18 protein-coding genes are annotated in these 22,391 nt (G+C 64.5%); 12 read left to right on the top strand and 6 right to left on the bottom strand.

Going from position 1 to position 22,391, the window contains the following annotated elements; genetic code table 11:
• Positions 1-229: 229 nt before the first annotated feature.
• From RCI06_RS11455 to dinB, 3 genes are all read right to left on the bottom strand, one after another.
• Entirely contained in the window at positions 230-2,215 is a 1,986-nt protein-coding gene (locus tag RCI06_RS11455; protein ID WP_306576167.1) for a fructose-1,6-bisphosphatase, read from the bottom strand.
• 323 nt (positions 2,216-2,538) lie between these two features.
• Entirely contained in the window at positions 2,539-4,185 is a 1,647-nt protein-coding gene (locus RCI06_RS11450; RefSeq protein ID WP_276872349.1) for a WG repeat-containing protein, read from the bottom strand.
• Positions 4,186-4,376: 191 nt separating this feature from the next.
• Positions 4,377-5,612 carry a DNA polymerase IV gene (dinB, locus tag RCI06_RS11445; protein ID WP_306576166.1) on the bottom strand — a complete coding sequence of 412 codons (1,236 nt, stop codon included), beginning with the start codon at positions 5,610-5,612 and terminating at the stop codon, positions 4,377-4,379.
• Positions 5,613-5,722: 110 nt separating this feature from the next.
• Between dinB and RCI06_RS11440 the strand changes: the two genes are divergently transcribed.
• The 10 genes from RCI06_RS11440 (at position 5,723) to RCI06_RS11395 (ending at position 15,687) form a co-directional block, all read left to right on the top strand.
• Positions 5,723-6,547 (top strand): 4Fe-4S dicluster domain-containing protein, encoded by an 825-nt coding sequence (locus RCI06_RS11440; protein WP_276872361.1) that lies wholly within the window; start codon positions 5,723-5,725, stop codon positions 6,545-6,547.
• A gap of 164 nt (positions 6,548-6,711) precedes the next feature.
• Positions 6,712-7,551, top strand: coding sequence for an Mrp/NBP35 family ATP-binding protein (locus RCI06_RS11435; protein ID WP_101552775.1), 840 nt, complete (start codon positions 6,712-6,714; stop codon positions 7,549-7,551).
• A 363-nt stretch (positions 7,552-7,914) separates the two neighbouring features.
• Positions 7,915-8,460, top strand: a complete 546-nt coding sequence (gene rbr, locus RCI06_RS11430; protein WP_306576165.1) for a rubrerythrin — start codon at positions 7,915-7,917, stop codon at positions 8,458-8,460.
• 476 nt (positions 8,461-8,936) lie between these two features.
• Positions 8,937-9,893, top strand: coding sequence for a substrate-binding domain-containing protein (locus RCI06_RS11425; protein WP_306576164.1), 957 nt, complete (start codon positions 8,937-8,939; stop codon positions 9,891-9,893).
• Positions 9,894-10,058: 165 nt separating this feature from the next.
• Positions 10,059-10,928: a phosphate ABC transporter permease subunit PstC gene (gene pstC / locus RCI06_RS11420; RefSeq protein ID WP_101552771.1), complete on the top strand. Its 870-nt coding sequence runs from the start codon at positions 10,059-10,061 to the stop codon at positions 10,926-10,928.
• Positions 10,928-11,821: a phosphate ABC transporter permease PstA gene (gene pstA, locus RCI06_RS11415; protein ID WP_306576163.1), complete on the top strand. Its 894-nt coding sequence runs from the start codon at positions 10,928-10,930 to the stop codon at positions 11,819-11,821. Before pstC ends, pstA begins: the two co-directional genes overlap by 1 nt.
• Positions 11,822-11,829: 8 nt before the next feature.
• Complete coding sequence (gene pstB, locus RCI06_RS11410; RefSeq protein WP_101552767.1) at positions 11,830-12,582, top strand: phosphate ABC transporter ATP-binding protein PstB; 753 nt, start codon at positions 11,830-11,832, stop codon at positions 12,580-12,582.
• Complete coding sequence (gene phoU / locus RCI06_RS11405) at positions 12,583-13,239, top strand: phosphate signaling complex protein PhoU (protein WP_101552765.1); 657 nt, start codon at positions 12,583-12,585, stop codon at positions 13,237-13,239.
• Positions 13,240-13,261: 22 nt separating this feature from the next.
• The gene (locus RCI06_RS11400) at positions 13,262-13,939 is read left to right on the top strand and encodes a winged helix-turn-helix domain-containing protein (RefSeq protein ID WP_306576162.1); all 678 of its coding nucleotides are present in this window, start codon (positions 13,262-13,264) and stop codon (positions 13,937-13,939) included.
• A 26-nt stretch (positions 13,940-13,965) separates the two neighbouring features.
• Positions 13,966-15,687 (top strand): ATP-binding protein, encoded by a 1,722-nt coding sequence (locus tag RCI06_RS11395; protein ID WP_306576161.1) that lies wholly within the window; start codon positions 13,966-13,968, stop codon positions 15,685-15,687.
• Positions 15,688-15,832: 145 nt separating this feature from the next.
• Here the strand turns inward: RCI06_RS11395 and RCI06_RS11390 are convergent, their stop codons facing one another.
• The 3 genes from RCI06_RS11390 to RCI06_RS11380 form a co-directional block, all read right to left on the bottom strand.
• Positions 15,833-18,394, bottom strand: coding sequence for an ATP-dependent helicase (locus RCI06_RS11390; protein WP_306576160.1), 2,562 nt, complete (start codon positions 18,392-18,394; stop codon positions 15,833-15,835).
• Positions 18,395-18,749: 355 nt separating this feature from the next.
• Positions 18,750-19,328, bottom strand: a complete 579-nt coding sequence (locus RCI06_RS11385) for a xanthine phosphoribosyltransferase (protein ID WP_101552758.1) — start codon at positions 19,326-19,328, stop codon at positions 18,750-18,752.
• A gap of 84 nt (positions 19,329-19,412) precedes the next feature.
• Positions 19,413-19,658 carry a helix-turn-helix domain-containing protein gene (locus tag RCI06_RS11380; RefSeq protein ID WP_306576159.1) on the bottom strand — a complete coding sequence of 82 codons (246 nt, stop codon included), beginning with the start codon at positions 19,656-19,658 and terminating at the stop codon, positions 19,413-19,415.
• A 157-nt stretch (positions 19,659-19,815) separates the two neighbouring features.
• Here RCI06_RS11380 and RCI06_RS11375 point away from each other — a divergent pair, with 157 nt between their 5' ends.
• On the top strand, positions 19,816-20,364 hold the full coding sequence (locus RCI06_RS11375) for a helix-turn-helix domain-containing protein (protein WP_101552754.1): 549 nt from the start codon (positions 19,816-19,818) through the stop codon (positions 20,362-20,364).
• 39 nt (positions 20,365-20,403) lie between these two features.
• On the top strand, positions 20,404-22,068 hold the full coding sequence (locus tag RCI06_RS11370) for an AMP-binding protein (protein WP_306576158.1): 1,665 nt from the start codon (positions 20,404-20,406) through the stop codon (positions 22,066-22,068).
• Positions 22,069-22,391 lie beyond the last annotated feature (323 nt).

The following is a 22,391-nucleotide window of genomic DNA, read 5'->3' as shown; positions in this document are numbered from 1 at the left end:
CCCGAATGGGGACACCATTTGTCCCGAAGGGACAAGTGGCGCCTGTGGCCCTCTTCGAATGCGCGTCGCCGCTCTGCGGCGCTCGCTGCAGGCGAGGAGCGCATCTAAAGCCCCGCCGGGCGCAGCGCGGCAAATCCAAAGCGCCCTGGAGGGGCGCAAAAAAAGCCTCTGCCCGCAGGGCGGAAAATTAAAAAAGGAAAGGCCGCCCAAAAGGGCGGCCTTTTCAAAATCAATAGGAATTCCTCTCTTTGATCTCTCCGGTTTTAAAGGCGATAAGCAGCCATTTGAGGTCCTCGATGTTGCGCCGAAGCTCCTCGCCGATGTCGGTCTCGGCGATCTTGATGCGGGATTCCATCCGCTCGAATACCACCGAGGTGGAGACGATGTCCTTGTTGTTGCGGATGGCGTTTTCCCGCCCGGAGAAGGGCTCGTGGGAGGCGATGCGGATGCCCCAGGAGTTGTAGATCAGGGTGTAGCCCGCGATGCCGGTGGTCGGCTGGTAGGCGCGGCAGAAGCCGCCGTCGATGACGATCAGCCGCCCGCCCGCCTTGATGGGATTCTCTCCGTCCTTCGACTTGACCGGCACATGGCCGTTCACGATGTGGCAGTGGGGGCCCTCCAGGCCGAACTCCCGCAGAATGCGGATGCAGACGTCCGCGTCGTTGTAGTAGGAGTAATAGGGGTTTTTGCGCTCCACCCACGTCGTCTCGTCGGGGACAAGCGCCCGCTCAAAGGTGGCGATATGGTCCCGCCCGAAGAGGGGGGAGTTGCGCCCGCACCAGAGGAACCACAGAAAGTCCTTGCCCGACTGTTTTTCGGGCGAGCCCTCGGGGGCGTAATAGCCCTGCCGGGCCAGCGCCTCCGCGTGGTCGAAAAAGGCCCGGCCCGCGAGCTTTTCGCAGCCGATGGAAAATTCCATGAAGGAGCTGTCGTCGTTCATCGGGATGCAGCCGTGATAGAGCAGGTTGCCGTTGTAGCATTTGTAAAGCCCGCCCTTGGTGTAGAGGAAGCGCGCATGCCGCTGGAGCTTCTCGCTGCTGAGGAAGGCCGCCTTGAGCTGCGCCATGACCCGCTCCTCCTCGGGGGAGAGGGCGTAGGGGTTCGCGCGGTCGACGGTGGGAAGCTCGGTGTCCCGCAGCGGGAAGTCGGCCCCCCCGATCCGCACGGTGCGGTTCGCGTAGTCGATCTTGTCGAGCAGGAGCCGGTCGTCCATGCCGAATGCCGGGTTGCGTAAAATGATCTGCCCCTCGAGCTTGAAGAGGATGACCGCGATCGCCTTGTGCATCCGCGCGGCGAGCGCGGCGTCCTTGGCGTCGAAGGTGGCCGCGTCGACCGGCCCCTTGGGCAGGAAGCGCGAGACGTCCACGTCGCGGTAAACCTCGTTGGCGAAGAGCGCCAGCGGGCGCAGGCTGATGCCGTAGCCGGTCTCGATCACCTCGAGGTTGTTGTAGGTGATCGAGTTGTTGAGCACCGTCGCGATGCAGGTGCGGCTGCCGGTGGCCGCGCCCATCCAGAGCACGTCGTGGTTGCCCCACTGGATGTCCACCGAATGGTGCGCCATGAGGGAATCGAGGATGATGTCGGCGCGGGGGCCCCGGTCGAAGATGTCCCCCACAATGTGCAGGTGATCGACGATCAGCGTCTTGATGACCCCGGACACCGCGGTGATGAAATCCTCCGCGCGGCCGAGATGGATGATCGTCGAGAGGATGTTTTCATAGTAGTCCTTTTTGTTGTGCACCTCGTAGTTGGTGTTGAGCAGCTCGTCGATGATATAGGCGTAGTCCGCGGGCAGCGCCTTGCGCACCTTGGACCGGGTGTATTTGGAGGTGACGAGCCGGCAGATCTCGATCAGCCGGTGAAGGGTGAGCTTATACCACTCCCCGATGTCCCCGACCGTCTCGTGGATCTCCCGCAGCTTCTCCTCGGGATAGTAGATCAGCGTGGCCAGCCGCGCGCGCTCCTCCCGCGTCATCGTGTTTTCAAAGAGAATGTCGCATTTTTCCCGCACCGCGCCCGACGCGCTGTTGAGGATATGTAAAAACGCCTCGTACTCCCCGTGCAGGTCGGACATGAAATGCTCGGTGCCCTTGGGCAGGTTGAGGATCGCCTGGAGATTGATGATCTCGCTGCTTGCCGCCCGCGTGTTCGGGTATTGTCGGGCAAGCAGCTGCAAATACCGCAGGTCGCTCACCCGTCCGCTCCCTTTGTCCATCTGTTTTCTCCTCCTTCCGGCTTTCCCGAAGGAAAGCCTGCCGCGCGCAGGACCCCCGCCCTGTGTGTAAAGGACTTTTGGCACGGCCTGCCGGTGACGCCGCGGCATATCCCGTTTTGGGGCAATGACCGCTCTCCGGCTATTATCCCATAAATCTCCGGCAGGTTCAATGCATTTTTTGGCAAAGGTTGATGCACGGAACCGACTTCGGGACCGGCGGGCACGGATGACGCCCCGCCTGAACCAAAATTTCACGGCGCTTTTCAAAAGCGCCAAAAAGAAAAGCCGCCCTTGCGGGCGGCTTTTTTTCTCAGCTTTCGGAACTAGGCGGGGAGGTTCACCTTGACGAGGCAGCCCTTGACGGTGCCGTCCGCGGCGGTATACTCCATGGCGCAGACCATGGTATCGGGGTTGTAGCCGATAAGGTCGCTGAAGACGGTTTTGAGCACGAGCTCGCCCTTGCGGTTGACCAGGCAGATTTTGCCGTCCTTCTGGACGAAGGCGACGTTTTTGCCGCTGATGAAGGGGGAGGCGTTTTCAAACTGCGCGTCGATGACGAACTGCCCGCGGTCGTTGGCAAAGCCCCACTTGCCCGAGGGGGTCAGGACGAGGTTGAGCTTTTCCCCGTCCGCGCCCGGCTGGACGTAGTGGTCGGTCGGGATGATGACGCGGCCCCGGCCGTCGACGATGCCGCTGTTAAAGGGGCCGTCGCCGCTTTCGAGGATATAGTAGCCCTTGTCGAGCGAGCGGGAGGTCGAGAGGGTGCCGTCGTACCGCGCGGGGACGATCTCGTTGCCCTCCTTGTCCATGATGCCGAACTTGCCGTTGCGCTCGAAGCAGGCGTAGCCGTAATCCCCGAAGCCCATGATGTAGTCATAGGAGGGCTTGACGGCGGGCTCGCCGCTGTCGATGTCGGTGATGACGCCCCAGCGGTTGTCCTTGCAGACGCTCGCGCTGCTTTTATAGAGGGTGATGTCGTCCCATTCGGGCTTGACGACCACCTTGCCGCGGTCGTTGATGATGCCGCGCTTGCCGTTCTGGGTGACCACCGCGTAGGAGCCGGTGAAATAGCCGATCTCGTCGTAGACCGGGTCGGTCAGGAATTTGCCGTCGCTGTCCGCGAGGCCCCACGCGCCCTCGTAATCAAAGGCGATCAGGTCGCGGCCCCCCTCGTTGGTGCGGGGGCTGGAGACGACCTCCATCCCGTCGCAGGCGAAGTTGGCGATGGGGGAGTACTGCTGGTTATAAAAGCGCAGCATCCCGTCCTTATAGAGCACGAACCGTTTTTTGAGCGCCGTGAAGTCGTCCCCGCGCTCCATCGAAAAGCGGGTGACGCCCGTGCGGTCGATCATCTCGACGGCGTCGCCCTTCTGCACCCTGTAGAGGCCGCTCCCGTCGCTGCCGCTGGCGCACCACACGTCGTCGTATTCAAACGGCACGAGCACGGAGCCGTCGGCCGCGTCGATCGCGCCCGCCTTGCCGTCCTTTTTGAGCGGCACCATGCCGTCGATCGAGTTCCAGCCCTCGATGCCAAGCTCGTATTCCACGTTGGTTAGCAGCCTGCCGTTCCGGTTGGCGACGGCGTATTTGCCGCCCTGCCCCAGCGGGAAGAAGTCGGCGGTCTGGAACTGCCGGTAGCCGCCCCGGTTGAGCGGGTAGTAGAGGTCGTACTGCGCGGGGGTGAGCAGGTCGACCGAATAGCCGGCGTTAGAGGAGGCCGGTTCGGCGGGCAGCTCGATCGCGCCGACCGTCGTCTGCGGGGGCTCGTCCGGCTCGGGCGCGTCGACGTAGGAGGCGTCCGCCTGCGGGGCGGGGTCCTCCCGGGGGTCCTCGTCCGCCGGGCCTGACGCCGGGGCGGACTCCTCCGCGGCGGAGGAAGCGCTCCCGCCGTTCTGCGCCTCGACGGGCGCGGCGGGCTGGCAGCCGGAGAGGGCCAGCAGCAGCGCCAGCAGCAATGCGGTCTTTTTCATATGACAGTCCCCTTTCTAGGGCGAATTCGCCGTCCGTGCGGGTTTCACAGGAACAGTGCGCAATTCCGGGCGTTTTCCTGCCCGCTCCCGCGATTTCCCAATTTCATTATAGCACCGCGCGTCCACAAAACATGGCGGAATTATGAACGAAGCCGCAAAAGATTCTTACGGCATTCTTACGGAAACGGGCGTCATTCGTCCTTGTTCCAGCCCGCCCCGCCGATGCCGATGCCGATGTCGTTGCCGAGCACCCCGGCGGGGCCGATGGCGTCCTGCCCGAACTTCTCGCGGATGCCGTCCATCGCGGCCTCGAGCCGCTCCCGCTTCTCCCGGCTCTCGTCGTCGGGCGGCGCGAAGAGGGAGAGCTGCTCCCCCGCGCCGCCGGCGTCGGTGAGGTTCGCGCCGGTGATCGTGATCATGCGGATGGGCGCGCGCAGGTCCCACGCGTCGCGGATGATCGAAAGCGCCGCCTCGGCGATCTCCTTTCCCAGATGGGTGGGCGCGGGCAGCGCGCGCTGGCGGGAGATCGATTTGAAGCCGGGGTCGCGGATGAGCACCTGCACCGTCCGGCATTTGACCCCGTGCCGCCGCATCCGGGCGGACACCGAATCGCTGAGGGTCAGGACCGCGAGGCGGATGTCCTCCAGCCCCACGAGGTTGCGGCGGTAGGTCATGCCGTTGCCGACCGATTTGATTTCCCGCGCGTCGTCCGCCGCGCGCACGGGGCTCATATCGAGCCCGTTGGCGTAGTCGTGGATCATCTCGCCCATCTTGCCCAGCCGCTTCGCGACGAGCGCGCGGTCGCAGGCGGCCAGCTGGCCGATCGTGCGCACCTGGAGCTGCGCGAGCGTCTCCTGCGCGGCCTTCCCCACGTAGAGCAGCGCGCCCACCGGCAGCGGCCAGACGATCCGGCGGAAGTTTTCGCGGGAGATGACGGTGGTGGCGTCGGGCTTTTTGTAGTCGCTGCCGAGCTTGGCGAACGCCTTGTTGAAGCTGACCCCCACCGACACGGTGAGCCCCAGCTCCTCCCGCACGGTCCGGCGGATCTCGTCGGCGATCTCCGGCCCCGTCCCGAAGAGGTTCTGGCTGCCCGTCACGTCGAGCCAAGACTCGTCGATGCCGAACGGCTCGACCTGGTCGGTGTAGCGCTGGTAGATCTCGTTGACCAGCCGGGAGTATTTGACGTACTCCCCCCGGTGGGGCGGCACGAGGGTGAGGCCGGGGCATTTGCGCTTTGCCTGCCAGATCGTCTCGGCGGTGGCCACGCCGAATTTTTTGGCCCGCTCGTTTTTGGCGAGGATGATGCCGTGACGGCTTTCCGGGTCGCCGCACACCGCCATCGGCACCCTTTCCAGCTCGGGACGCAGGAGCGTCTCCACCGAGGCGTAAAAGGCGTTGCAGTCGCAGTGCAGGATCACGCGGTCCATGAAATCCCCTCCCGGCGCTTGTTCGTTCAAAATGGTGGAAATCTTCGCGGTTTTGCGGTAAACTGATACGGACGGCACGGCGACCGCGCCGTTGAAATGAGGAAACGATCGTGAAAAAATACGGATTCCCGGCGCTGCTGTGGCTTCTGTTCGAGGCCGTCGCGGTGACCCTCTGGCTCACGCTCGGCAGCCGGTTCTACCTGTTCAATTTTACCTACATCGGCGCCTGCCTCGCGCTCGGCGTGTTTTTCTACGGCCGGCATGTCAAATACGCCCGCCGCCTGGTTCAGTTCGCTGTCGGCCTCTACATGCTGCTCTACCTCGGCGTCCTGCGCGGGGAAAACATGCAGATCGAAGGATTCTGGTACTACCTTTTTTCCGGCGTGTTCGAGGCGGCGACCATCCACTACGCGGTTGCGAAAATCTTCGGGCCGCTCCTCTTCGGGCGGGGCTGGTGCGGGTACGCCTGCTGGACGGCGATGGTCCTGGACCTTTTGCCCTTCCGGGTTCCCCGGGGGCCCCGGAAAAAGCTCGGCTTTGTCCGGTACATCGTGTTCGCCGCCTCCCTCGTCTTTGTGGGCGGCCTCTTCCTGCTGGGCGCCGCCGGCAGGGACAAGATCCTGTTTTGGAGCTTTCTCGCCGGGAATCTCCTCTACTACGCGGCTGGCGTCGCGCTGGCGTTCGGCTTCCGGGACAACCGGGCGTTCTGCAAATATCTCTGTCCGGTTACGGTTTTTTTGAAGCCGGCAAGTTATTTTTCCCTCCTGCGCGTCAAGAATGATACCAGCCGGTGCGTGTCCTGCGGCCGGTGCAGGAAGGTCTGCCCGATGGACGTGGATATGGTGGACAACTCCCGCGGGCGGAAAAACGGCACCGAGTGCATCCTCTGCTTCCAATGCGTGGAGGAGTGCCCCCAAAAGGCGCTGCACATCTGACCCGGCCGCGCGCCGCCCGCGCCTATTATAGCACACTTTCGCGGAATTTTTAATTCTACCGTTTTGGTGGAGGACGTTGACAAACCCGCCCGCCCGCAATATACTGTTAGCTATGGTATTCGGGCCTGTTTTCAAACGGGGCCCTGTAAAGGAGTTCTGATTGCATGAGCGAATGTACACACAACTGTGAGTCGTGCGGCGAAAACTGCGCCGAACGGCAGATGAAGCCGGAGGATTTCCTCGAGAAGCCCCACGAGCTGAGCAGCGTCCGCAAGGTGGTGGGCGTGGTCAGCGGCAAGGGCGGCGTGGGAAAGTCCCTGGTCACCTCGATGCTGGCGGTGCTGCTCAACCGGCGCGGCCACCACACCGGCATCATGGACGCCGACGTGACCGGCCCGTCGATCCCCAAGGCGTTCGGCCTGCATGAAAAGGCGTCGGGCATGGGCGAGGCGATCCTGCCGGTGCGCACCAAGACGGGCGTCGACGTGATCTCGATCAACCTGCTGCTCGAGAACGAGAGCGACCCGGTCGTGTGGCGCGGCCCGGTGATCGCGGGGGTGGTCAAGCAGTTCTGGACCGACGTGATCTGGAACGACGTCGACTTCCTCTTCGTCGACATGCCGCCCGGAACGGGGGACGTGCCGCTGACCGTCTTCCAGTCGATCCCGCTCGACGGGATCGTCGTGGTGGCCTCCCCGCAGGAGCTGGTCGAGATGGTCGTCGAGAAGGCGGTCAAGATGGCCCGGCTCATGAACATCCCCATTCTGGGCATCGTGGAGAACATGAGCTATGTCGAGTGCCCCGACTGCGGCAGGCGGATCAACATCTTCGGCGAAAGCCACGTCGACGAAATCGCGGCCCGCTACGGTCTGCCCGTGCTCGCCAAGCTGCCGCTCGACCCCGCGCTGGCGTCCGTCTGCGACAAGGGCGTCGTGGAGCTGTTCGAGGGCGACTGGATGGATTCCGCCGCCGACGCGGTGGAGGCGCTGGGGAAACCCTCCTGAAAGCGTTCCCCCCAGTGAACTTTCGATTCCGGCGTGGCGCCGCCCGTGAGGGCAAATAAAACGTTTCGCCGCCACTTGCCCTGCGGGCAAATGGTGTCCCCATTCGGGCCGCCGCTTCGCGACACCTTTTTAAAGGCGGCGGGTGAGAAAATGCCCGGCGTTCCGGAAGGAACGCCGGGCATTTTCGAGGGCGGAGCCCTTGACCCGGGCCCGCAGGCCCCGCTTTGGGAACCTTTTCCTTGCTTCTTTCTTTTGCGATAGAAAAGAAAGAAGGCCCCTCCCGCAAATTTTTCGCCCGCCCCGTATGAAACGGATCGCGCATGGGAATTCTATGGATAGAATTTTGGCAAAGGAGATTTGACCATGCAGCAGAAAATTTTAAAGGGTTCCAAAACCGAGGCAAACCTGCTGGCGGCCTTCGCGGGCGAAAGCCAGGCGCGCAACAAATACACCTTCTTCGGGGCGAAGGCGAAGGAGGACGGTTTCCAGCAGATCGGGGACCTCTTCCTCGAGACGGCGAACAACGAGAAGGAGCACGCGGAGATCTGGTTCAAGATCCTGCATAACGGCATGCAGCCGACGACCGACAATCTACAGGCGGCGGCGGACGGCGAGCAGTACGAGTACGAGACGATGTACCCGACCTTTGCGAAGGAGGCGCGCGAGGAGGGCTTCGACCGGATCGCGGCGCTGTTCGAGCTGGTGGCGAAGATCGAGCAGGAGCACATGCAGCGGTTCCAGCACCTCAAGGGCAACGTGGACGGCAACACCGTCTTCCAGAAACCGCAGAGCGTCACCTGGATCTGCCTCAACTGCGGGCACATCTACGAGGGCACCACGCCCCCGCCCAAATGCCCCGTCTGCGAAAAGCCGCAGGCGTGGTTCCAGGTCAAGGCGGAAAACTACTGAGCACTCAAAAAAGGGGAACGGCCCGCGGGCCGTTCCCCTTTTTTATCTATCTGAAACTGCGCGCGAGGCGCAGGCGGACGTTGGTCTGTCCCGCCCGCCGGGCCGGTATTCCGGCCGCCCGGCGGGCTGACAGTATTGTATGAGGAGAAGAAAGAAAAGATCAGGATCGGTATTGGGAAAATACAGCTGGGTCTCGTCCCGATGGCATCCCGCCTTTCGTTTTGGAGTGGCTTCAGTATACCGGGCAGATGTGAAACCCGTTTGAAGATTTTTTAACATTTATCGGGGGATTGTCTGTCCAAATTGTTTCGTAACAATGAAGCCTGTCGGGTTCGCCAAACGGCAAGCCGGTTTTTTGGCGGTTTGCACATAATTTTACGCAGTTTTTACACGGCGCGGCTTGTGTTTTTACATGGGGAAGGTATTCTTATCGCGTACCTCAGGAACGGAACAACCAGTAAAGAAAGGTGAAAACAATGAAAAAGATTTTTGCGATAGCGCTTGCTTCCCTGATGATGCTCTCCGCGCTGGCAGGCTGCTCCTCCGCCCCCGCCGGCGAACCCGCCGCCCCGGACGCGGCGGCTCCCGCCTCCGGGACCCCGGCCTCCGGGGCCGCGCCGTCCGAGGCGCCCGCCTCCGACTTTGACGCCTCCAACCCGATCTCGGTCATCTCCCGCGAGCCCGGCTCCGGCACGCGCGGCGCCTTCATCGAGCTCTTCGGCATCGAGGAGAAGGGTGAGGACGGCACCAAGGTCGACCGCACCACCGAGGAGGCCACGATCGCCAACCAGACCAACGTGGTCATGACGACCGTCGCCGGCGATCCCTACGCGATCGGCTACATCTCGCTGGGCTCCCTCAACGACACCGTCAAGGCGGTGAAGATCGACGGCGCCGAAGCGACCGCCGCGAACGTCGCCTCCGGCGTCTACAAGGTCGCGCGCCCCTTCAACGTCGCGGTCAGGGGGGAGGCGTCCGGCGTCACGAAGGACTTCCTGGATTTCATCATGAGCGCCGAGGGCCAGCAGATCATTGAGGACAACGGCTACATCAGGGCCGCCGCCGACGCGGCCGCCTATGCGGGCGGCAAGCCCGAGGGCAAGATCGTCGTGGCCGGTTCCTCCTCCGTCTCCCCGGTCATGGAGAAGCTCAAGGAGGCCTACACCGCGTTAAATCCCGCCGCCGTGATCGAGATCCAGACAAGCGATTCCACCTCCGGCATGACCGCCGCGATGGACGGCACCTGCGACATCGGCATGGCCTCCCGCGAGCTTAAGGACGAGGAGGCCGCGGCCCTCTCCGCGACCGTCATCGCCAACGACGGCATCGCGGTCGTGGTCGCCCCCGGCAACCCGGTCGGGGACCTCACCAGCGCGCAGGTAAAGGAGATCTTCACCGGCGCGGCGACCGCGTGGAGCGCGGTGGCCGGCTGAGCCGGTTCCCGCTTCCGATAGAACGCTTTCTTCCTTTTCATTTCTTTCCTCCGGAAAAGGGCGGATGAGCATCCGCCCCTTTCCCATGCCGGGGACCGGGCGGGTTTCCCGCCCGGCCGCCCTCCGCCAGACCGCCCCGCGCGGGCAGCAAAGGAGACTTCGCCGATGTCCGGTAAAATCAAGGAAAAAGGGATGGAAATCCTCTTTTTGGCCTGCGCGCTCGCGTCGATCGCGGCGGTGGCCGTGATCTGCCTCTTCCTCTTCATGGGCGGCATCCCGGCGATCGGGGAGATCGGCGCGGGGGAATTCCTGCTCGGGCGCAAGTGGGCCCCCCAGGACGTGCCCGCCTCCTTCGGCATCTTCCCGATGATCCTCGGAAGCGTCTATGTGACGGGCGGCGCGATCCTCCTCGGCGTGCCGGTCGGCATCCTGGCCGCCGTCTTCCTCGCGCGGTTCTGCCCCCGCCCCGCCTACCGGGTGCTGGGGCCCGCCGTCCAGCTGATGGCGGGCATCCCCTCGATCGTCTACGGCTTTTTCGGGATGGTGGTCATCGTCCCCTTCATCCGGGAGCATTTCCGGAGGCTCGGCGCGGTGAACGGCAGCAGCATCCTGGCCGCCTCGATCCTGCTGGGGATCATGATCCTGCCGACGGTCATCGGCGTGTCCGAATCGGCGCTGCGCGCCGTGCCGCAGAGCTACTACGAGGGCGCGCTCGCCCTGGGCGCGACCCATGAGCGCGCCGTCTTTTTCGCGGTGCTGCCCGCCGCCAAAAGCGGCATTCTCGCGGGGGTGGTGCTCGGCGTCGGCCGCGCCATCGGCGAGACGATGGCGGTCATCATGGTCGCCGGCAACCAGCCGCGGATGCCGGCCGGCCTCTTCAAGGGGGTGCGCACGCTGACGGCGAACATCGTCATGGAGATGGGCTATGCCTCGGGGCTCCACCGGGAGGCGCTCATCGCCACCGGCGTCGTGCTCTTCGTCTTTATCCTGCTCATCAATCTCTGCTTTTCGCTGCTCAAAAGGAGGATGGACTGATGCGCGACATCCACGGCCTCCCCGCCGTCAACCGCGTGAGCCTCCGCCAGCGGGCCCGGTCCTACCTGCGCCGGCCCCTCTCGCTGCTGCTCTTCCTGCTGGTCGGGCTCGCGGCGCTGCTGACGGCCGCGACGCTGCTCTTCATCATCGGGTACATCCTCGTCAGGGGGGCGCCCCACATCACCCCCTCCCTCTTTGAGCTGACCTACAACTCGGTCAACGTCTCCCTCTTCCCGGCGGTCGTCACGACGGTGATGATGACCCTTCTCTCGCTGCTCATCGCCGCGCCGCTGGGCATCTTCACGGCGATCTACCTCGTCGAATACGCCCGCCGCGGCAACCGGCTCGTCGGGCTGGTGCGGATCACCTCCGAAACGCTCAGCGGCATCCCCTCGATCGTCTACGGGCTCTTCGGGATGCTCTTCTTCGTCACCGCGCTGCACTGGGGCTTTTCGCTCCTTTCGGGCGCGTGCACGCTGGCGATCATGATCCTCCCGCTCATCATGCGCACCACCGAGGAGGCCCTCAAATCGGTGCCCGACGCCTTCCGCGAGGCGAGCTTCGGTCTGGGCGCGGGCAGGCTGCGCACCGTCTTCAAGGTGGTGCTGCCCTCGGCGGTGCCGGGGATTCTGGCGGGGGTGATCCTCGCCATCGGCAGGATCGTCGGCGAGACGGCGGCGCTCATCTATACGGCGGGCACCGTCGCGCAGATCCCGGGCGGGAAGGACGCGCTCTTCCTGTCGGGGCGGACGCTCGCCATCCACATGTACGTGCTCTCGAGCGAGGGGCTCCACACCAACGAGGCATACGCGACGGCGGTCGTGCTGCTGGTCACGGTGCTGCTCATCAACACCCTCTCGGCGGTGGTCGCCAGGCGGCTTACGAAAGGCTAGGGAACAGGATGAAGGACAAATTTCAAATCGAGGGCCTCGACCTCTTTTACGGCGACTTCCAGGCGCTCAAAAACGTGGAGCTTTCGCTCGGGGAACGGGCGATCACCGCGTTCATCGGCCCGTCGGGCTGCGGCAAGTCGACCCTGCTCAAATCCCTCAACCGGATGAACGACCTCGTGGAGGGCTGCCGCATCACCGGGCGGGTGCTGCTCGACGGGGAGGACGTCTACGGGGACATGGACGTGAACCTGCTGCGCAGGCGGGTGGGGATGGTTTTCCAGAAGCCCAATCCCTTTCCGATGAGCGTCTACGACAACATCGCCTACGGGCCGCGCACCCACGGCGTCCGTTCCCGCGCGCGGCTCGACGGGATCGTGGAGAAATCCCTGCGGGACGCGGCGATCTGGGAGGAAGTGAAGGATCGGCTCAAAAAGCCGGCGCTCGGGCTGTCGGGCGGGCAGCAGCAGCGGCTGTGCATCGCCCGCGCGCTGGCGGTCGAGCCGGAGGTGCTCTTGATGGACGAACCCACCAGCGCCCTCGACCCGATTTCCACTTCCAAGATCGAGGACCTTGTGTTAGAATTGAAAAAGAATTACACGATCATCATCGTCACCCACAACATGCAGCAGGCCACCCGCATTTCGGACGAGACGGCGTTTTTTCTGCTGGGCGAGGTGGTCGAGTTCGGCGCGACCGAAGACCTCTTCTCGATGCCGAAGGACAAGCGCACCGAGGACTATATCACGGGGAGGTTCGGATAGATGAGGAACCGGTTTGACCAGGAGCTTTCCGCGCTCAACAACGAGCTGATCGAGATGGGCGCGCTCATCGAGCGGGCAATCGACGACGCCTCCCGCGCGCTGCTCGAAAAGGACCCCGCGCTCGCCCGGCAGGCGATCGGGCAGGGCGCGCGGGTGGACGAGAAGGAAAAGCAGATCGAGCGCCGCTGCCTGCGGCTGCTGCTCCAGCAGCAGCCGGTCGCGGCCGACCTGCGGATGATCTCCACCGCGCTCAAGATGATCACCGACATGGAGCGGATCGGCGACCAGGCGGAGGACATCTCCGAGATCGCGCTCCGCCTGATCGACGACGGCTGCGCCGGCTCGCTCGAGCACATCCCGCAGATGGCGTGGGCGACCGTCCGCATGGTCACGGGGGCGGTCGACGCGTTCGTGGCGCGCGACCTCGACCGGGCGCGGGCGGTCATCGCCTGCGACGACATCGTCGACGACCTCTTCAACCAGGTGCGGGACGATATCGTCCGCCTCATCCGGGAGGACGGCGCGGACGGGGAAGAGGCGATCGACCTTGTGATGGTCGCCAAATACTTCGAGCGGATCGGCGACCACGCGACCAACATCGCCGAGTGGGTGGTCTTTTCGATCACCGGCGAACACGGCAACGAGCGGGTCATCTGACCCGGAAACGGAGGGGACTTGAATGGCCGCGAGGGTCTATCTGGTGGAGGACGACGAGAGCATCCGCGAGCTGGTGCTCTACGCGCTGGCGAGCAGCGGCTATGAGGCGCGCGGCTTCGAACGCGCCGACGCGTTCTGGGAGGCGTGCGACGCGCTTGCGCCTTCCCTCGTGCTGCTCGACATCATGCTGCCGGGGGACGACGGGCTGGCCATCCTGCGCCGCATGAAGGAATCGGTGCGCACGGCGGACATCCCCGTCATCATGCTGACCGCGCGCGCCACCGAATACGACAAGGTGAAGGGCCTCGACGCGGGCGCCGACGACTACGTCACCAAGCCCTTCGGGGTCATGGAGCTGCTCTCCCGCGTGCGCGCGGTGCTGCGCCGGGCGGGCCCCGGCGAGGAGCCCGCGCCGCTCCTTTACGGGGAGGTCTCCCTCGACCCGGGCAGGCGCGCCGTCACGGCCGCCGGGGAGCCGGTCGCCCTCACCTACAAGGAGTTCGAGCTGCTCGCCTTCCTGCTCAAAAACCAGGGCCTCGTGCTCACCCGCGAAAAGATCATGGAACGGGTGTGGGGCTTCGACTACGAGGGGGAGAGCCGCACCGTCGACATGCACATCAAATCGCTCCGCCATAAGCTGGGCGCCTGCGGGGAGATCATCCGCACGGTGCGGGGCGTGGGCTACAAGATCGGGGAATAGGCGCGCGGCGCCAAAAGGAGACCAAGATGAAACGGAACGTATATTGGAGCCTGTGCGCCGCGGCGATCGGCATGGCGCTGCTCACGGCGGCGCTGACCCTCTGGTCGGCCCACGGACTGCTCGTGAGGCAGGTGCAGCAGGAGCTACGCGACGAACACAAGCTGATCGCCCGGTCGGTCGCCTACACGGGGGAGGAGAGGCTGGACTACCTCTCCAGCTTGGACATCCGGTTCGACAGCTTCCGCATCACCCTCATCACCCCGGAGGGCGGGGTGCTCTTCGACTCGGACAACGACCGCGCGGGCATGGAGAACCATCTCGACCGCCCCGAGGTGCGGGAGGCGCTCAGCGTGGGCAGCGGCGAGGACATCCGCCGCTCCGAGACGATGGGGCTCGACACCTGCTACTACGCGGCCGCCCTGCCCGACGGCAGCGTCCTGCGCGTCTCCAAGCAGACCCGCAGCATCGGCGCGGTCTTCGCGGGGGTGATCCCGCTCATGGCGGGCATCGTGCTCGTCACCCTGCTGCTGAGCATGCTGCTGGCCTCCCGCCTGACCCGGCGGCTGGTGCGGCCGGTGGAGGCGCTGGCGGAGGACCTCGAAAACACCGACAGCCTGCGCGGCTATGAGGAGCTCGAGCCCTTCTACCGGAAGCTGCGCGAAAAGAACCGCCTGATCGGCGAGCAGATGGAGCGGCTGCGCGCCGAGCGCGACACGATCAAAACGATCACCTCCAACATGAAGGAGGGGCTGCTCCTGCTCGGCCGGGAGAAGGAGGTCCTCTCGGTCAACGCGGCGGCCCTCTCCCTGCTGGGAAGCCCGGCGGGGGAATACGAGGGGAAAAACGTCCTCGTCGTCACCCGCGACGCCGAGCTGGGCGCGTGCATCGAGCGCGCGGCCGGCGGCGAAGGCGCCGACGTGGTCCTCGAACGGGACGGGCGCGCCTGCCACGCCTTCGCCAGCCCCGTGCGGGAGGACGGCGGACAGGTCGCGGGCACGATCGTCCTGTTGCTCGACGTCACCGAGCAGCAGCGGGCGGAGCAGGTGCGCCGCGAGTTCACCGCCAACGTCTCCCACGAGCTCAAAACCCCGCTCACCTCGATCTCCGGCTTTGCCGAGATGCTCCAAAACGGCATGGCCTCCGGGGAGGAGGACGTCAAGCGGTTCGCCGGGCGGATCTACAGCGAGGCCCGCAGGCTGATCGCGCTGACCGACGACATCATCCGCCTCTCCCGCATCGAGCAGTCGGGCGCCGTCGAGGACGAGCCGGTCGAGCTGCGCGCCCTCTGCGAGGGGGCGGCCGAGGCGCTGCGCTTCCCCGCGGAGCAGAAGCAGGTGGCGATCGCCGTCTCGGGCGATCTCGTCACGGTGCGGGGCAGCCGGCAGATGCTCGACGAGCTCGTCTGCAACCTCGCGGACAACGCCGTCAAATATAACCGCCCGGGCGGCCGCGTCGACCTGAGCATCCGCCGCGAGGGGGACTGGGCCGCCGTCACGGTGGCGGACACCGGCATCGGCATCCCGCGCGAGCACCAGGCGCGCATCTTCGAGCGGTTTTACCGCGTGGACAAGTCCCGCTCCAAGCAGACGGGCGGCACCGGGCTGGGCCTTTCGATCGTCAAGCACATCGTCGAGCGCCACGGCGGCTCGATCTCGCTCGAATCCGCGCCCGGCGCCGGCACCTCCGTCACCGTGCGCCTGCCTTTCTCAGGGGGCTTTGAAAAGCCCCCTGAAACCCGAAACCTTTGATTCGGGCAGTGCTCCCGGCGCGCCCGCAGGCGCGGAATCCCCATCCTTCAGGCGTGTTTTTCGGTTCCTTTTTACAGGAGAAAAAGGAACATCGGAAAGGGGGCCGCTTCCCGGCTGGGAAGCGGCCCCCTTGGCGTCCTCTTTTTCACCCCAGCATCCCGAGGAAGCGGCTGGGCTTGGATGGGTAGTTGTTCATCCCGCAGCGCGACCAGGTGAGGAAGAGCTTTTTCCGCGCGCGGGTGATCGAGACGTAGAAGACCCGCTTCTCCTCCTCCAGCTCGCCCGACCTGGCCGCCTGGAAGGTGGGGAAGACCCCCTCCTGCAAGACGGGCAGGAAGACGTAATCGAACTCGCACCCCTTGGACTGGTGGGCGGTGATGACCGCGACCTTGTTGGCGGAGCGGCTCATGCGGTCGAGCTCACTCGACGAGAGGGCGGAGAGCTCGAGCAGGGCGGAGAGCTGCCGCGCGGGCGGCAGGGCGGGATCGCAGAAGTCGTCCGCGAAGTCGAGAAAGAGCTGTAAATTCGCGCGTTTCTCGGGCGCGCCGTCATAGAGCTCCCACACCCCGAACCGGTCGAGCAGCATCCGCGCGGCGGCGGGCCCGCCGAGCCCCTCCGCCTCCCGGCGGGCGGTCTCCACGAGGGAGGCCGCGCCCGCGAGGCGGGGCAGGTATTTCGCGTAGAAAGCGCGCCGCGCCTCCTGCCCCGGCAGGAGGTATCCCTTTACAAGCGCGCGGAGCACGTCGGCGGTGGCGAGGATGTCGTCCATCGCGTTGTGGGTGGGGTCGTTTGCCGCGCCGAGCGCCGCCGCCACGGTCAGGAGCTTGTGGTTTTCGAGGTTTTTGAGGTAGCGGCGGGAGAGGTCGAGGGTGTCGTACCAGACGTTGCCGAACTCCCCCGGCGCGCCGCTGCGCGCGAGGTTCCGGCGGGTGATCGCAACGTCGAAGGCGACGTTGTGCCCGACGATCACACACCCCTCGCAGAACCGGAGGAAATCCCCCAGCGCCTTCGCGGGGTCCTCCCCGCGCTCCGCGAGGAAGCCGTCGGTAAAGCCGTGGACCTTTTCGGAGTCCCCGACCGGCCCCGACGGCCGCAAAAACCGCTCGAACCGCTCGGAGACGTTCCCGGCGGGGTCGAGGCGCACGGCGGCCATCTGCACGATCTCGTCGGAATAGACGTCGGTGCCGGTGGATTCCACGTCGTAGACGACGACGCGGCCCTCCGCGAGCGCGTCGAGCAGCGGGGAAAAGAAGTCGCCGGTATTTCTGGTGCGCGGGTCGAAAAAGTCGGCGAGCGCGGCCCCGCCGCCCTCGCGGTAGTTGGCGGCGATCGCGCCCACCGTCGCGGGGCCGACCCCCTTGACCAGCCGCTTGAGCACGCGGGCAAGCGCCTCCCCGTCCCGGGGATTCGCGGCGACGGAGACGCAGGCGAGCGCGTCCTTCACCTCGGCGCGCTTGAGCAGCCGCAGCTCGTCCGCGAGCATGAACCGCACGGGCGGCAGGCTGTCGTCGAGGCGGCTGGCGCGCAGGATGCCGCACACGTCGGCACAGACCTTGTTGGTGCGGGTGATGATCGCGGCGCGGGAAAAGTCGGTGAGCCCGAGGGAGGCGATCTGCCCGTAGATCCAGTGGATTTCGTCGGCCGGGGTGTCGAAGGAGCGGACGACCACGTCGCCGCCGAATTCCACATGCCCCCCGCCGCCCGGCCCCCGCCCGAAGGCGTTCGCGAGAAAGGCGTTCCCGGCGGCGAGCAGGCCGGGGCTGCTGCGGTAGTTGACGGTGAATTCAATCACGCGCGGATGGAATTCCTCGGTAAAGCGCGCGATAAGCGCGCCGGGGTCGGAGCCGCGCCACTGGTAGATCGTCTGGTTGAAGTCGCCGCAGAGGAGCACCCGGGCGTTCCCGCAGAGCTTGGAGAGAAGCCCGTATTCCGCGAGGCTCACGTCCTGCACCTCGTCGACGTGGACAAAGCGGAACCGCTCCCGCCAGAGGGCGGAAGCGCGCGGGTCGGCGAGCAGGGCAAAGGCGCGGATGAGCAGGTCGGAGAAGTCGAGCAGGCCGCTCGACAGGAGCTTCAGGTTGTAGAGGCGCACGACCGACGCGCCGTATTTGACGAGGAAGCGGTGGAATTTGGGGTCGAAGCGGCGGTCGGGGCCGACGCACACCCGCTCGACCTCCTCCCGCCGGTGGACAAACGCCCACGCCGCGGCGGCGGAGCAGTCCTCCTGCGGGCGGGCGAGCCAGCAGTCCTTGACCAGCCCGGTGAAATCCTGCAAAACCCGCAGCGCCTGGTCGCCCGGCTCGCGCCCCACCACCTCGAAGACGACCTCCCGGAGGATTTCCCGCGCGTCGTCGGCGTCACAGACGGAAAAGTCCGGCCCCACGTCGGTGAAAACGCCGGGGGTTTCCCGCAGCAGCCACGCGCAGAAGGCGTGGACCGTCTTGACCGTCACGCCGCGCGCCGCCTTCCCCGCCATCCGCTCCACCCGCTCGGTCATCTCGCGGCAGGCGCGGTTGGTGAAGGTGAGGCAGAGAATCTCCTCCGGTTTTGCCAGCCCACCGGAAAGCAGGTTCGCCACCCGGCAGGCAAGCGTGTTCGTCTTGCCGGTGCCCGCGCCCGCGAGCACCAGCAGGTTGTCCGTAAAGGTTTCGGCGGCGATCCGCTGCTCGTCGTTGAGCGTGAACGCCGGCGCTGTGACCGCGGGCATCATAGGCCCCCCTCCGAAAGAAATGCGAGCCCGCCGCAAAAGCATCGCGGCAGGCCCCGTTCTTTTTTTTCTTGAAAAAAAGAACCAAAAAAATCGCTTCTCAGGATCAAGTGTCTTGCGCCCTGCGGGGCGCGCGTCAGGGCTCCGCCCCGACACCCCGCCGCCTTTAAAAAGGTGTCGCGAAGCGACGGCCCGAATGGGGACACCATTTGCCCGCAGGGCAAGTGGCGGCGAAAACTTTAGTTTGATGGGCGGGCAAAACTTTTTATCTCACGGGACGCGCGCGCGGAGTGGAAAGCGCCACGCCTGCATCAAAAGTTTTGAGGGGTCCAGGGGAACTTTTTCAAAAGTTCCCCTAGTCTCTAAACGTAACCGACCCCGTTTCCGGGTCCATTGCGTCGACGATGGCGAGCGATTCCACCCGCACGCCCCGTCCCCGGATGAGCTCGCCGCCCTCCTGGAAGCCCTTTTCGATCACGATGCCCGCGCCCACAAGCGTCGCGCCCGAATCCTCGACGAGCTGGCAAAGCCCGTTGAGCGCGCTGCCCTTGGCGAGGAAGTCGTCGATGAGCAGGACGCGGTCCTCGGGGGAGAGGAACTTTTTGGAGACGATGATGTCGTAAACCCGCCCGTGGGTGAAGGACTCCACACGGGTGGTGTAGACCTCGCCGTCGATGTTTTTCGACTGGCTCTTCTTGGCGAAGACCACCGGCACGCCGAACTGTTCGGCGGTCAGGCAGGCGATGCCGATTCCGGACGCCTCGATGGTCAGAATCTTGGTGACGCCGCAGCCGGCAAAGCGGCGCTTGAACTCCTTGCCGATCTCGGCAAAAAGGGCCACGTCCATCTGGTGGTTGAGGAAGTTGTCCACCTTGAGGACGTTGCCGGCCTTGACGTGGCCGTCTTTGAGGATGCGCTGTTTCAGCAGTTCCATAGCGGGTTCCCTCCTAAATTCGACACGGTTCGTTGTCAACAGTTTAGCGCATCCCGCCGATTTGTTCAATGGGGAAAGAGAATTTTATTGCCCCATCCGCTCGTCGACCCGCCGGAAGACCTCGTAAGGCGTCACGCCGAACGCATCGGCAAGCTCCATGATTTTTCCCGCGCCGACCCGCCCCACGTCGGTGCCGCGTTCAAGCTTGCGGATGAGCCGCTCGCTCACGCCGCTTTCCTGCGAAAGCTCTCTCACGCTCCATCTATGTTCCGCCCGCAGCTCCCGCAGCACCTCCGCCAGACACAAATAAAACCGTTCCTTGTCGGACATTTTTTCATCCCTCCCGCGGTCATCATAGCACGAAATTTTTGAGGGCTCGGGTTTTGGCCCAATATGAATCAAAAAATTTTCCTTGCCATTTACCCTGTTAAAGTGTAAAATATGGGATATCCCTTTTCGCACGACTTTTGAAAGAAGGAGGAGCATCATGAACGACCAGATCAAGCAGATTGCCCAACGCATCCGCGAGCTGCGCGAGATCCTCGACGTAGACGCGGCCGACCTTGCAAAGCAGGTGAACGTATCGGTAGCGGAGTACAACCAGTACGAGAACGCCGAATCCGACATTCCGATAGGAGTGATCTACGCGGTAGCGGCGGCGCTGAACGTCGACCCCACGGTGCTCCTGACCGGGGACGCCCCCCGCATGAGCGACTACACCATCGTCCGCCAGGGGCGGGGCGTGTCGGTGGAGCGGTACAAGGGCTACAAATTCAGTTCCCTCGCCTTCAACTATATCGGCCGCCAGTTCGACCCGATGGTGGTCGACCTGGAGCCGATGGAAAATCCCCCCGAGCTCGTCGTGCACGGCGGGCAGGAGTTCAACTACGTCTTAAAAGGCACCGTACAGCTGGTAATCGGTTCCCGGGAATTTCTTCTCGAGGCCGGCGACAGCGCGTTCTTCAATCCGATGACGCCGCACGGCCAGCGCGCCGTAGGCGGCCCGGTAAAATTCCTTACCATCATCAACGAATGAACGCGGACCAGAGAATTTAAGAAAGCGGTGCAAAAAAACATGATCGAAAAATTTTTACCCCGTACCGGGTTTGACTCGTACGAGGATTTCAAGGCGAACTACCGCCTCAACGTGCCCGGGGATTTCAACTTTGCCTATGATGTGATCGACGAGTGGGCCAAAGACCCCGAAAAGCCCGCGCTCGTCTGGGTGAACGACGGCCGCGACGAGCGGCGCTACACCTTCAAGGACCTCTCGGAGTATTCCTGCCGCATGGCGAATTTCTTTACCCATTACGGCGTGAAAAAGGGCGATTTCGTCCTGCTCGTGCTCAAACAGCGGGTGGAGGCGTGGGTTTGTATGCTGGCGCTCCACCGCATCGGCGCGGTGGTCATCCCGGCCACCTTCCAGCTCATGCCGCACGACATCGAATACCGCTGCAACAAGGCGGGCGTCAAGATGATCTGCACGGTGGACGACGACGAGCTGCTCCGCAACATCGCGCAGGTGCGTCCCGCCTGCAAAACCCTCGAACAGGTGGCGGTGGTCGGGGCGCATGTCCCGGCGGGCTGCATCGACCTGCGCGCCGAGGCGGCGGCGTATCCCTCCGTTTTTCCGCGCCCCACGGGGGAGGCGGCCACCGACGTCCACGACCTCATGCTCGGGTATTTCACCTCCGGCACCACCGGGATGCCCAAGCTCATCGTCCACAACTACGCCTATCCGCTCGGGCACATCACCACCGCCAACTACTGGCACCAGGTGGAGGAGGGCGGACTGCATTTCGTGTCGGCCGATTCGGGCTGGGCGAAATTCGGCTGGGGCAAGATTTACGGCCAGTGGATCTGCGGAGCGGTGATTGTGGCATATGACACCGAGGGCAAATTTGACCCCAGGCACATGCTTGAGACGGTCGAGCACCTGCGGCCGACGACCTTCTGCGCGCCGCCAACCGTCTACCGCTTCCTCATCAAGGAGGACCTCTCGAAATACGATCTCTCCTCCCTCAAAAAATGCACGATCGCGGGCGAGCCGCTCAATCCCGAGGTCTTCAACCGCTGGAAGGAGGCGACCGGGCTGGAGCTCACCGAGGGCTTCGGCCAGTCGGAGACGACGGTCATCATCGCGAACTTCCCGTGGTTTCCGATCAAGCCCGGCTCGACCGGCAAGTTTTCGCCCCTCTACGACCTCGACATCGTCGACGAGGACGGCAACTCCTGCGAGGACGGCATCGTCGGCACGATCGTCGTCAAAAACCTCGACAAATTCCGCCCGGCCGGCCTGCTCGTCGAATACCGCGACGACCCCGCCGCCAATGAGGACGCCTTCTTTGACAACATGTATTCCACCGGCGACACCGCCTGGCGGGACAGCGACGGCTATATCTGGTTTGTCGGCCGCAACGACGACGTGATCAAGTGCTCGGGCTACCGCATCGGTCCCTTCGAGGTCGAATCGGCGCTCATGACCCATCCGTCGGTGCTCGAGTGCGCCGTCACCGCCGCGCCCGACCCGGTGCGCGGGCAGGTCGTCAAGGCCACCGTCGTGCTCGCCCGAGGCTACGAACCCTCCGACGCGCTCAAAAAGGAGCTCCAGAACCACGTCAAAAAGGAGACCGCCCCCTATAAATATCCGCGCATCGTCGAGTTCGTGAGCGAGCTGCCCAAAACCACCTCCGGCAAGATCAAGCGCAAGCAGATTCGGCTGGAGGACTCTCGGAAATAATTTTTTCGCCGCGCCCGGCAGGGTGCGGCGATTCTTTTTTTGCCGCTCGGGGAGCGGCAGAGCTTGTCGGTAGTCGACCGACAGCGGTTTTAGGCTTACCGCTCAGTGAGCGGCGGAGCTTGTCGGTAGTCGACCGACAGCGGGCTTAGATTTGCCGCTCGGGGAGCGGCGGAGTTGCCGGGTCCCGCCCCGGCGGGCGGCCCCATTTCTTGTACGGACAAGAAATGGGGGAAAGAAGCCGCAGGGGGCCATGCCCCCTTGACCCCCGCGCCGCCTCCGGTTGGCCTTCGGCCAAAGTCGGCGGCGCCCCGTCCACGGATCAG

Source organism: Anaerotruncus massiliensis (ex Togo et al. 2026), assembly GCF_030825285.1.
Taxonomy (GTDB): domain Bacteria; phylum Bacillota; class Clostridia; order Oscillospirales; family Ruminococcaceae; genus Anaerotruncus; species Anaerotruncus massiliensis.
This window is presented reverse-complemented; position numbering and strand designations above follow the sequence as displayed.